This window comes from Butyrivibrio sp. FCS014, assembly GCF_000526935.1.
GTDB lineage: Bacteria > Bacillota > Clostridia > Lachnospirales > Lachnospiraceae > Butyrivibrio.
The window spans coordinates 17,529-30,003 of record NZ_JAHA01000013.1 but is presented as its reverse complement, the minus strand read 5'-3'; the positions used below and the strand labels follow the sequence as shown (position 1 = coordinate 30,003).

6 protein-coding genes are annotated in these 12,475 nt (G+C 49.0%); 2 read left to right on the top strand and 4 right to left on the bottom strand.

The window, feature by feature from the left end:
• Positions 1-65: 65 nt before the first annotated feature.
• Complete coding sequence (locus tag T456_RS0111770) at positions 66-4,610, bottom strand: hypothetical protein (RefSeq protein ID WP_024866300.1); 4,545 nt, start codon at positions 4,608-4,610, stop codon at positions 66-68.
• A gap of 18 nt (positions 4,611-4,628) precedes the next feature.
• On the bottom strand, positions 4,629-6,161 hold the full coding sequence (locus T456_RS0111765; RefSeq protein WP_024866299.1) for a glycoside hydrolase family 32 protein: 1,533 nt from the start codon (positions 6,159-6,161) through the stop codon (positions 4,629-4,631).
• Positions 6,162-6,432: 271 nt separating this feature from the next.
• Between T456_RS0111765 and T456_RS0111760 the strand changes: the two genes are divergently transcribed.
• Positions 6,433-7,476: a LacI family DNA-binding transcriptional regulator gene (locus T456_RS0111760; protein WP_024866298.1), complete on the top strand. Its 1,044-nt coding sequence runs from the start codon at positions 6,433-6,435 to the stop codon at positions 7,474-7,476.
• A 115-nt stretch (positions 7,477-7,591) separates the two neighbouring features.
• On the opposite strand, the gene aspS is transcribed toward T456_RS0111760, so the two are convergent.
• Positions 7,592-9,439 (bottom strand): aspartate--tRNA ligase, encoded by a 1,848-nt coding sequence (gene aspS / locus T456_RS0111755; protein ID WP_024866297.1) that lies wholly within the window; start codon positions 9,437-9,439, stop codon positions 7,592-7,594.
• Positions 9,440-9,619: 180 nt separating this feature from the next.
• On the opposite strand from aspS, the gene T456_RS0111750 reads away from it, so the two are divergent.
• Positions 9,620-10,915, top strand: a complete 1,296-nt coding sequence (locus T456_RS0111750; RefSeq protein ID WP_024866296.1) for an aminotransferase — start codon at positions 9,620-9,622, stop codon at positions 10,913-10,915.
• Between the two features lie 117 nt (positions 10,916-11,032).
• Here T456_RS0111750 and mgtE read toward each other — a convergent pair whose 3' ends face one another.
• Entirely contained in the window at positions 11,033-12,397 is a 1,365-nt protein-coding gene (gene mgtE, locus T456_RS0111745) for a magnesium transporter (RefSeq protein ID WP_035802026.1), read from the bottom strand.
• Positions 12,398-12,475 lie beyond the last annotated feature (78 nt).

Below are 12,475 nucleotides of genomic sequence, written 5' to 3'. Positions count from 1 at the left end.
CGTTACCCTCCTTACTAATTATTATATACGAAAAAGGGTCCGGGGCTGGCAAAGACCGTAGCCATTTATTCGCCTTCGATTTCTACGACCAGCCTTCCGCCGTCGTAGCTGTCGTTTCCGTCAGGGTCAACCGCAAACATCACGATGTCTCCGGCATTTACAAAGTATTCTTCATAGAAGTCCACTGTAACCTCATGGTCGAAGTTACCCTGGGTATCTCCTCCTATCCACTTCTTTTCTTCGCCGCCAACGAATATTCTCATGCAGGTTCCGTTGGCCTCAGGGTCATCGCTGTTGGCAAACTTGGTGTAGCTTCCCCTAACCCTGATGGTACCGCTCTTTGCTGCTTTCCATCTGTAGGCGGCGTTCCTGCCGTTTCCGGGTTCAACGAAATCGCTCTTAAGCTCAGGCTTTCCGTCATTAAAGTATCTTCCACTGTCAGCGTCATATGGAAGTTCCGCAAAGTTTGCGCCGTTCCAGTCGCACATTCCGTAGGTCCAGCCATCGGATCCCTGCTCACCGAAGGCTCCCGCAAGGCTTGTTGTATTGCTTCTGCCTTCGTCTTCACCCTCGCCGGGATTCTCAGCTTCGCCGCCTTCCGTCGAACCGCCTTCCGATGATCCGCCTTCCGCACCTGAAGGCTCATCTTCTTCCGCTGCAGCATCCGCATCGTTTATGGAGACCGTTAGCCTTCCGCCGTCGTAGCTGTCATTTCCGTCCGGATCAACAGCAAACATCACGATATCCCCCGCATGAACAGAGTATTCTTCAGAGAATTCCACTGTAACCTCATGATCGAAGTTACCCTGGGTATCTCCTCCTATCCACTTCTTCTCTTCACCGCCAACGAATATCCTCATGCAAACACCGTTGGCCTCAGGGTCATCACTGTTAGCAAACTTGGTGTAGCTTCCCTTAACCCTGATCTTACCTGTTTGCGCCACCTCCCAGGCATATGCGGCATTCCTGCCATTTCCGGGCTCAACAAAATCCCTCTTAAGCTCGGGCTTTCCGTTGTTGTAATACCTGCTGTTTTCTGCTTCAAAGGCAAGCTCCTCGAAGTTCTTTCCGTCCCAGTCGCACATTCCGTAGCGCCAGCCGTCAGACCCCTGCTGGCCAAAAGCCTCATAGAGGTTTGTCTTATTGGACCTGTCGTCTCCTCCCTCCGATATTTCTTTTACCGGATAGATATTGACGGAGAGCCTTCCGCCATCCCAGGCATTATTCTTGTTGCAGCCGATGTCAAAGGTGATGATGTCGCCCTTCTTAACTTCCAGACTCTCTATATTGATCTCTTTTGTATTGTCATTGCCCTCGCCCTTAAAGCACTTGCAGTTCTCTTTATATAGTGCCGTGCTGTTGTGGTAAACGCAGACGCTCACACCGTCAGGCCAGGAGGCGTTAGGATCGTTGTGGCCGAACTTGACATATTCGCCTTCTATATCGATTTTTCCATCCTCTGCTACCACCCACTTGTACATGGCATCGGCGTGGAGCCTTGGCTGCACAACGTCCTTCTTTACCTCAAGGTTCTTCTGTTTTCTTGAAATGTATCCGCTGCCATCCTCCGTCTTCTTTGTGAGGACCTCTGCCTTATTTATGCTCCTGCCTTCAAGGTAGTACCAGCCGTTGCTTCCCTGCTCCCCAAAGTCAGCTGCCAGATTGGCGCGGTTTGTACCGCTATCATTAACCATCTTCATGGTCTTAAGCTCGGCATCCTCTATCACAAAGCTGAAGTTTCCTCCGTCGTAGGCCGTATTTTCTTTTCCATCCACCACCAGAGTGATCCTGTCCCCGGCGCGAACATCTACGCCTTCCACCGAAAGGTCTTTTGTTACTTCTGTATCTGTCAAAGGAGCGAAGTCCTCCTGCCTAAGCACATCACCGTTTTTATAAAGAAATACCGTCACACCGTCGGGCCAGCTTGGGTTCTTGTCCTCGTTCCTGTGCTTGGTGTAAGAAGCCATTATGTCGATCTTTCCGTCCTTTGCGGCAACCCACTTAACATTGGCATTCCTTCCTTTGTTACCGGGCATGATGTAATCCCGCTTTATCTCAACACCGTCCATGGTGGTGTACTTATCTTTATCAATATAGGTCTGAAGGTTTACTGCAAAAGAGGGATCGTTGTAATAGCCGTACTGGAAGCACCATCCGTTATTTCCCTGCTTTCCGAAATCCTCCTGAATGTCTGCGTTATTGGTGCGGGCCTTATCCCAATTGATCACATCCTTCTCGGTTTCACCGGTAAGGGCAGACAGACCCTTTATGGAAAACTCGAACTCACCTGCATCATAGGCATTGTTGCCTTTTCCGCTAATGACCATGGTGATGTAATCATCTCTTGCAACATCAAGGCCGGGAACATCCAGGCGCTTTGTTATCTCTTTTTCCCTGTCAGGAAGAAAATCCTCTGAGGCAAGCAGCTCATTGTTGCGATAGAGCATGACCCTGGTTCCGTCCGGCCAGTCGGAATTCTTGTCCTCATTTTTGAGCTTGGTGTAAGAAGCATCGATCCGGATGACGCCGTCCTGGGCAACTTTCCACTTTATGACGGCGGATTTGCCCTTTCCGGGGTTTACGAAATCTCTTTTGATCTCCAGGTCCCTGTTGTCAGCATAGCGCTCGCCACCCTCGTCATAGCCCCGGATATTGAAGGCATCAAAAGGCGCATCACTGAGCCCCTCCTGATAGAACCAGCCGTTGTCTCCCTGCTTTCCAAAATCAAATCTCACATCCGCAAAATTCTGTCTGGTCTCATACTCGTTTATCGCTATGTCGTTCTCAGTAGTAGCGTCCGTGAGATCGTAGATTGAAAACTCATAGTTTCCGGCATCATAGGCGTTGTTCTCTTTGCCATTGATCACCATAGTGAGATAGTCGCCTTTTTTGACCGCAAGTTTTGGAACATCCATCCGTTTTGTGATTTCCTGCGTTCTATCCGGCTCGAACTCCTCCCGGAAAAGAGCCTTCTCATTGTGGTAGAGAGTGACTCTGGTTCCATCCGGGAAAGCGGGGTTTTTATCCTCGTTTTTATACTTTGTGTAGGAGGCGTTTAGCCTTATGATTCCGTCTCTTGCCACCTTCCACTTTATGACCGCCGACTTGCCTCTTCCGGGGTTCACAAAATCATTTTTTATCTCAAGATAAGTGCTGTCAAAATATCTGTACTCCCCCTCGTCAAAGCGCGGCATGTTGTAGCAGCCAAATGGCTCATCGCCGAATCCCTCCTGGTAGAACCAGCCGTTATCCCCCTGCTTTCCAAAGTCATATTTCACATCGGCATAGTTCTCGCGCCTGTCATCTCCCGGGATGACAACATCGTTCTCATTTGCCACATTTGATCTGTCATAGATTGATATGTCAAAAGAGCCGCCGTCGTAAGAGGCGTTTCCGTCAGCATCCACAACGAAATACAGCCTGTCCGCTGCGGTAAGCGGCACACTCTTTTCCCTGAAAGAAATGACATTTGTCCCTGACGCAGGCGCTGCAACCTTCTGAGAAAAGAGCTTTTGAGAATTCTTGTAAATTGAAACCGTAACGCCGTCCGGCCAGTTGGGATTTCCGTCGTTCTGCTCGAACTTGGTGTAGGTGCCACGGATCTCCACCGCACCGGGAAAAGCCGGCTGCCAGCTAAGCATAGCCGCGTCATTGATGGCGGGATGGATAAAGAATCTGCTGATGGACAGAGAAGGCGATGTTGAATTCATGAACTCTCCGTCCTTTTCGGTGGAAACAAGCCTTGCATCCGCAGGACTCTTTCCGCACATGTACGTCCAGCCGTTATGGCCCTGAACGCCAAAGTCGTCGGCAAGGTATGCGTTGTTGTCTATTCTCGTTTTATCAGGAGCTGCCGCTGAATGCTGCACCCCCGCCTCATTTATTGCCACGTACAGAGATCCTCCGTCGTAGGCGTTGTTCATGTTGGGATCCACCACAAAGTAAAGGCTCTCGAGCTCATCAACGTGAATGCCGGAGAGCACCTCCTCCACTACCTCTTCAGAGTCGGTCTTTGCATCCACTGCATACCTGCCAATGGCCTCCTCGCCCTTGTAGACATAGAGTGTCACACCATCGGGATAATAGGGGTTCTTGTCGTTATTCACATTCTTAACATAGGTGAGACTAACATCTATGTCGCCGTCTTCTGCTGCCCTCCACTCAAGGATTGGCGCCGTTCCTTCCGCCGTGTGCAGGAAATTGCTCTTTACCTCAAGTCCGGTCTTGCCCGGCTGATAGTATCTCTCCCCATCAAAGGACTCGATCCTTCTGGATCTTGCGGGATCCTGAGATGAACCGTATCTGTAAAACCATCCGTTGTTTCCCTGTTCTCCGAAGTCCGCTACATTGAAAGCATTATTGGTGCGGCTCTCATCATCCGTAAACTCCGGCTCGATATAATCTGTCGACGTAAAAGATGACGGCCAGAAGCCGGCAAGCGCAACCACTTCGTCCTTTATCTCCGCAACCACCGTATCTGCTTTTTCCTTAGGCAAAAGAGCTGTCGCAGCCACCGCAGCGCATACTACTGCAGTACCGGCTATGGCTCCTGCTGCTATTTTGCCGCTTCCTTTTATTCTCGAAGCAATACCCTTTAGATCAATACCCATAGCTTCCTCCCTTTTGCTTTACTTAAATACCTTCAAATTCCCAAATACTGCCTTTGAGCCAATGCCGAACACTCCCCAGTCCGAGCCCTGTGACATGTACATTCTCGTTGTAAATGCGATTTCCCCGTTCACATACATCGATACAACTCCATCGGCAACAAGCATGGAAACATCCAGTTTATCCTTTCCGGCAATGTCATATTCCACATAGGACTGGGCGGATCTCTCCATGATATTCGCGCCGTTGTAGAACTCTATCCTTCCAGTGGCCGCATTGAATATGATGTTAAGGCGCCCCACTTTTTCCTCATTGGTGTTAAAGCAAAAGCCGAACATCCCCTCTTTATCAAAGTCCTTTACCGTTGTCTTTATCAGATAGCTTCCCATAAGCTCTTTGAAGCAGGCCACCTCATACTCTTCTCCGGAAAAAGAGATATCACCTTCCTCAAAGGTTGCCGTCTCAGTCATCTGAGTGGGCGAAACCGCAATCTCATTGGAAAGCATTTTCTCTACCGCAGGATTAAGCGCAGGGGTGAGGGTTCCGTCCTCATGCTGCATAAGAAGATGTGTCACCATGCTGCCGCCCCAGTCGTAGTCCTCTGAGTCTGTGTGGCTCTTCTTGGTTCCGTTCCATCCCACAACGTAGAGGTTTTCTCCATCTGTTTCCATTCTTCCCGCGTAAAATCCATTGCAGTCAAAGATATCCTGCTGAGGAATTGTAAAAGGGCCGTTCATGTTGTCTGCCATTCGATAATGAACCAGCCTGTGAGGCCACTGATCCGAGAATGAGAGATACCATTTGCCCTTATATTCAAGAAGTGTCGGGCACTCCAGGTTTGAATCCGTCCCCATATCGTTTTCAAAAAAGACTCCCGCATCCTCCCAGGTGGATAGATCCGCCGATCGGTATCTTGCAATGATTCCCTTGTTGTCTTTCCTTGTAGCAACCAGCATGTAGTAACAGCTGTCTTCCTCGCCATAGAATACGTAAGGGTCGCGGAAATCATTTTTCGCATAATCATCACCGGCGTAAAGGGTGTCCTCCGGAATCTTTTCCCAGTTTTCCATATCGTCGCTGACTGCGTGCATCACTGCTTCTTTGGGCTCAAACATATCGTTGTGCCCGGTATAGAAAGCGTGGTATCTGCCCTCGCTGTCCTTTATGACACTTCCCGTGCCAAGAGCAATGTCCTGATCCTCAGCCTTTTCACCATAATTCAGCACAACACCCCTGTCGTCGTATTCCGTGAAGTCCGTTGTCCTGATCAGTCCCCAGGGATGATAGCCCTGAGAGCCGTTCCTCTGGTCTGCCAGGTAAAAGACATTGTATTCACCGTTATCGTAAAATGGCATCGTATCTCCTACGAGCCCCTCAACAGATACCGGGAAGATCACGTGATCCTCTATGCTTTCTCCCAGGTATTCTTCATCTTCTTCCTGTAATATCTGCGCATCGTCTCCCACTTGTGAGCTGTCCGCCGTTTCCGCTGCGCATCCGGCAACAGAAACTGCGACTGCACAAGTCAGAAGCACTGTAACCAACTTTTTCATACTCCCTCCTATGGTGCATTTGCACTATTTACTTGCAAAAATATCATATCACTATGTGACATATGTCGCAATAATATTGTGCGTTTGTCACACATTTTCGTGCAAAACCATGTTTTATCAGGGGCTTTATTTGTACAGAATGCACACAGACTTTTTACCGGAATGTTACATTTGACACATTGCAATGGTTACGATATCATTAATCAGTAGTCGAGCGGCTGGCTACTAAACCGCACTTTTGACACATATATTTAGCGATATGAGGAGAGTTATGGGAAAAAGAGTCACTTTGCAGGAAATAGCAGATGCCCTTGGAATGTCCAGAAACACAGTTTCCAGGGCTCTTAATAATTCAGGAAGCGTTTCAATTGAAACAAGAAACAGAATCTGTCAAATGGCAACAGCTATGGGCTACAAACAGTTCAGCACCATTGATGCATCTGCGTCACCTATAGCAGCTACTGCCCTTCCGACAGACGGGAAGACAGAGATAGCTCTTTTCACCCACTCTTTTCCCGGAGCCTCCCACTCGGGAACCAAGCTCCTTGAGGCTTTCCAGAACCGAATCGACTCGCTGGGATATAAGCTGTCCATTAACATAATAAGGGATGTTGAGCTTGAGAATCTGATGCTCCCTGCCAACATAAATCTTGACAATATCGCCGGGATACTGTGTCTTGAGCTGTTCTCCGCAAGATACAGCAATTTCCTGTGCAGCAAGAACATCCCGATTCTCTTTGTGGATACGCCGCTTTTGCAGAGCGGCTTTCTAAAGGCAGACACGCTGTACATGGAGAACACCTCCAGTGTCTACAGCATGATAAATACACTGATCGGACAAGGCAAAAGAAAGGTCTCTTTTGTGGGAGACAGATTCCACTGCCAATCTTTCTATGAAAGGTGGCAGGGGTACGTGGGAGCATTGACAGACAATGGGATTGCTCCCGATACCTCTTCCTGCATCCTTGATGACGATAACTACCCTTACCACGACATAACCTGGCTCTCCGAGCGGATAAGTTCCCTGAAAGAGATGCCGGAGGTCTTTTTCTGTGCCAACGATTTCCTGGCTACCTGCACCATAAAGGCGCTGCGCCTTCTGGGAAAGAACGTTCCCGAAGATGCCCTTGTCTGCGGCTTTGACAATGCCCCGGAGGCAACCATAATCGAGCCGAACCTCACCACTGTCAGGATCCACAGCAGTTCCATGGGCTATACAGCTGCCGACCTTTTGCTCTCAAGGATCGCCAATCCGCATATGCCCTATAAAAAGACATATATCGAGACTGATGTAATATTCAGGGAGTCTGCCTGATCCGGGCGAAATTCTTGTATAAGTTTGCATCCTTAGCGGAGCACTTTTTATTTAATAGAAAAGTGCCGGCGTATCTACCACCGGCACTTACAAATATCTTTATAATCTATTCTTCTTATTCCTCAGCATCTGCGGGAACATCCACTTTGATGTGGAGCTCGTCAAGCTGCTTGTCTGTTACGAATCCGGGAGCACCCATCATGATATCCTGAGCGTTCTTGTTCATAGGGAAAGGAATGATCTCTCTGATAGTATCCTCTCCTGCAAGAAGCATAACCATACGGTCTACGCCGGGAGCGATTCCTGCGTGAGGCGGAGCGCCGTAGCAGAAAGCGTTGTACATAGCGGGGAACTTGGCCTTAACATCGTCCTCGCCGAGGCGAACCATCTCGAAGGCCTTGATCATGATCTCAGGATCGTGGTTACGAACAGCTCCTGATGAAAGCTCAATTCCGTTTACAACAAGATCGTACTGATCTGCTGTGATGGAAAGAGGATCGATCTCACCTCTCTCAGCCTTAAGAAGAGTCTCAAGACCGCCTGAAGGCATTGAGAAAGGATTGTGGCAGAACTCAAGCTCGCCGGACTCCTCACCGATCTCGTACATAGGGAAGTCCACGATCCAGCAGAACTCGTATTTCTCTTTGTCCATGTGTCCGGGTACAGCTGCGCCGAAAGTCTTAACGATAACGCCGGCAACCTTCTGAGCTGCTGCAAGCTTGCCTGCAGAAAGAACAACCAGGTCGCCTGCCTTAAGTGAAAGAGCTGAAACAACTGCGTCCTTGATGGGAGCAACAAACTTGGAGATTCCTCCAACCAGCTCGCCGTTCTCATCCATTCTGAACCAGTAAGCCTTGCCGCCTGACTGAACCTCAACGTCGCCGATGTGCTTGTCGATAAACTTACGGCTCTCCTTGAAGTCAGAAACAACAACAGCCTTGATCCTTACGTTGGTGGCATCACCCTCTTTGAGTGCGCCTTCACTCTTCTCGGCTGCCTCTGCTGATACAGTGGTTGCGAAAGGTCCGAAACCGCAGTCCTTAAGAGTCTCTGTAACATCCTGAACAGTCAGGTCGATTCTAAGGTCGGGCTTGTCAGAACCGTATTTCTCCATAGCCTCAAGATAAGGAATTCTTGTGAAAGGAGCCTTTGATGCGTGATCATAGGTACCGAACTTCTCGAATACGGGAGGAAGAACATCCTCACAAACAGAGAATACGTCTTCCTGAGTAGCAAAAGCCATCTCCATATCAAGCTGGTAGAACTCTCCCGGGCTTCTGTCTCCTCTTGCATCCTCATCACGGAAGCAGGGTGCGATCTGGAAGTAACGGTCAAAACCTGCTGTCATGAGCAGCTGCTTGAACTGCTGAGGAGCCTGGGGCAGAGCATAGAACTTGCCGGGGTGCTTTCTTGCGGGAACAAGGTAGTCTCTTGCGCCCTCAGGTGAAGAAGCTGTAAGGATGGGAGTTGTGATCTCCATGAATCCGTGCTCCATCATAGCCTGACGAAGAGCTGCAATAACATTGCATCTTAAGATGATATTCTTTTTAACCTCAGGGTTTCTAAGGTCGAGATAACGATATTTAAGACGGGCTGTCTCATCGGCCTCCCTTGAGTGATTGATCTCAAAAGGAAGCTCGTTGTAACGGCATCTTCCGAGGACCTCGATGGACTCGGGAACAACCTCTATATCGCCGGTAGCCTGTTTGGGGTTCTTGGAGCTGCGCTCTCTTACAACACCCTTAACGGATATGGTTGACTCCTTGGTGATGGCCTTGGCTGTCTTAACCATTTCCTCAGTTTCAAGAACGATCTGTGTTGTGCCGTAGAAGTCTCTAAGAACAACGAATCCAAGACCGCTTCCAACCTCACGCATATTCTCAAGCCAGCCCACCAGCTTAACCTGCTGTCCGGCGTTCTCTATGCGAAGCTCACCACAGTTATGTGTACGTGACTGCATCATAGGTAATACTCCATTTCTACTAATATTAATGTCATATCAATTGTTATTAACACCCACATATTTTAATGCAATGTATTAATTGTTGCAAGAGCTAAGTCTTTCCTGTATAATGCCTGTATACAATTATACAACTATGCATTTTCCACATTCAAAATAGTTCTTTTCAGAAGGAGTATCGCCGTGAAAAAGTATGCAGAGATGAACAAACAGGAACTTGAGCAGGAAATCGTCAAGCTCAAGGCAGAGTACAAGAAGTTCCAGGAGATGGAGCTCTCCCTCAATATGGCGAGAGGAAAGCCCTGTCGTGAGCAGCTGGATCTTTCCATGGGAATGATGGACGCCCTCAATTCCGAGGCGGATCTTTCCTGTGAAGACGGTACCGACTGCCGAAACTACGGAGTTCTCACAGGTATCCATGAAGCCAAGGTTCTTCTTGGCGCCATGATGGAGAACAAGCCTGAGAACATCATCATTTACGGCAATTCATCTCTCAACGTAATGTATGACACGGTTTCAAGAGCTTATACCCACGGAATCATGGGCAACACCCCCTGGTGCAAGCTGGACAGGGTTAAGTTCCTCTGCCCCGTTCCCGGTTATGACAGACATTTTGCCATAACAGAGTACTTCGGGATCGAGATGATCCCCGTAAGAATGACTCCCACAGGTCCCGATATGGATGAGGTTGAAAGGCTTGTTGCCCACGACGAATCCGTCAAGGGAATCTGGTGTGTACCCAAGTACTCCAATCCCCAGGGATATTCCTATTCAGACGAGACCGTAAGACGTTTTGCAAGACTTCGTCCCGCAGCAAGAGACTTCAGAATCTTCTGGGACAACGCCTACGGAATCCACCATCTCTACGATGACAATCAGGATTACCTTATAGAGATCCTTGAAGAGTGCAAGAAGGCCGGAAGCCCTGATATGGTCTACAAGTTCTCCTCCACTTCCAAGATCACTTTCCCCGGAAGCGGAATTGCAGCTATCGCCACCTCCCTCAACAACCTTGAGGAGATCAAGGCACAGCTCACTTACCAGACCATCGGCCACGACAAGGTTAACCAGCTTCGTCACGTTCGTTTCTTCGGCGACATCAACGGAATGAAGGAGCACATGAAGAAGCACGCAGCCATCATCAGACCCAAGTTCGAGGCAGTTATAGATGCCCTGGAAAAAGACCTGGCTCCCTGTGGCATAGGCAGCTGGACAAAGCCAAAGGGCGGCTACTTCTTAAGCTTTGATGCTCCCGAAGGCTGTGCAAAAGCTATCGTTGACAGAGCCAAGAAGGCAGGCGTTACCATGACAAATGCCGGTGCAACCTGGCCTTACGGCAAAGATCCTCACGACAGCAACATCAGGATCGCACCTACATTCCCGAACCTCAACGACCTTAAGCTTGCAATGGAAATCTTCACAACCTGCGTAAGGATCGTCGCAGCAGAAAAGTATCTCAAAGAATTCAGCGAAGCCTGATACCCGTTTTTTTGAAATACCAAAGAGCCACAACAAGTCCAAGTCAAAGGGGACGGTTCTCCTTGACTGGTCTGAAAGACCAGTCAGAGAGAACCGTCCCCTTTGACTTGCTGTTTTCTACCCCACCAGATGCAGCGCATTGGTAGCAATGTTGAAATAAACCAGAAGTGACAGCGCATCTACAATTGTTGTAATAAACGGACTCGCCATAACCGCCGGGTCAAAGCCAAGTCTCGAAGCCAGCATAGGCAGGCAACAGCCCACCATCTTGGCGATAAGTACTACGATGAGCAGTGTCAGGCAGATAACAGCAGCAACTGCGATATCAAGCCTGTCAAAGAACAACAACTTCAGGAAGTTGGCTGCAGCCAGCGTCATACCGCACAGAACCGCAACTCTTATCTCCTTCCAGATGATCCTGAACAGATCTCCGAACTCAATCTCCTTAAGCGACAGACCACGGATGATGGAAACGCTGGCCTGGGATCCCGCATTACCGCCGGTATCCATCAGCATTGGAATGTACGCGGTAAGGACCACATAGGCGGAAAGCGCATCTTCAAATCCTGTGATGATGGCGCCTGTAAAGGTGGCACTTACCATCAGGAACAGAAGCCAAGGGATACGGCTCTTGTAGGTCTCAAAAATACCAACCCTGGGATAGGGCTTGTCAGACGGCACGATAGCTGCCATCTTCTCGATATCCTCGGTGGCCTCTTCTTCCATGATGTCCACAACATCATCGATGGTGATGATACCGACCATCCTGGACTCGGCGTCAACGACCGGCATGGCGGTGAAACCGTATTTCTGGAACATTCTTGCGGCTTCTTCCTGGTCGGTCATGGTGTTGATACTGATGACATTGGTGTTCATGATGTCACCGATGATCTCACCGGGTTCCATAATAAGCAGATACCTCAGTGCTACGGTTCCTACCAGCACCTTCTGCTTAGTCACAACATAGCAGATATTGATGGTCTCGGAATCAACACCCTTCTTCCTTATCCTGTCAATTGCGTCGCCTACGGTCATATCTTCCCGAAGGTCCACATACTCCACCGTCATGATACTACCGGCGGAATCCTCAGGATACTGCAGAAGGTGATTGATATCAGCCCTGGTCTCAGGGCTTGCATTGGCCAGAATACGCTTAACAACGCTGGCGGGCATTTCTTCCAGAATGTCCGTAGCGTCATCGGCCATCAGATTTTCAATTACGTTGGATGCCTCACGGTCCGACATGGACCTGATAATATATTGCTGTACATCAGCTTCCAGATCTGCAAAAACGTCAGCTGCCATATCTTTGGGCAGAATCCTGAACATCTTAAGAGAATCCTCTTCCTCCAATTCACTCATGGCGGTAGCGATATCTGTGGTGTTCATGTCGGATATTGTCTGGCGAAGCTTGGTGTACTGTCTGCTGTCAAGGAGCTCTTTCAGCTCCTCAGCAAGGACTTTCTCCTCTTCGATTTCCATGATAATCTCCTTTCGGTATGGTTTTTATGGTACTTCGACCGGGAGCAGAATCGCTGCCACATATATGAGGATCTGACT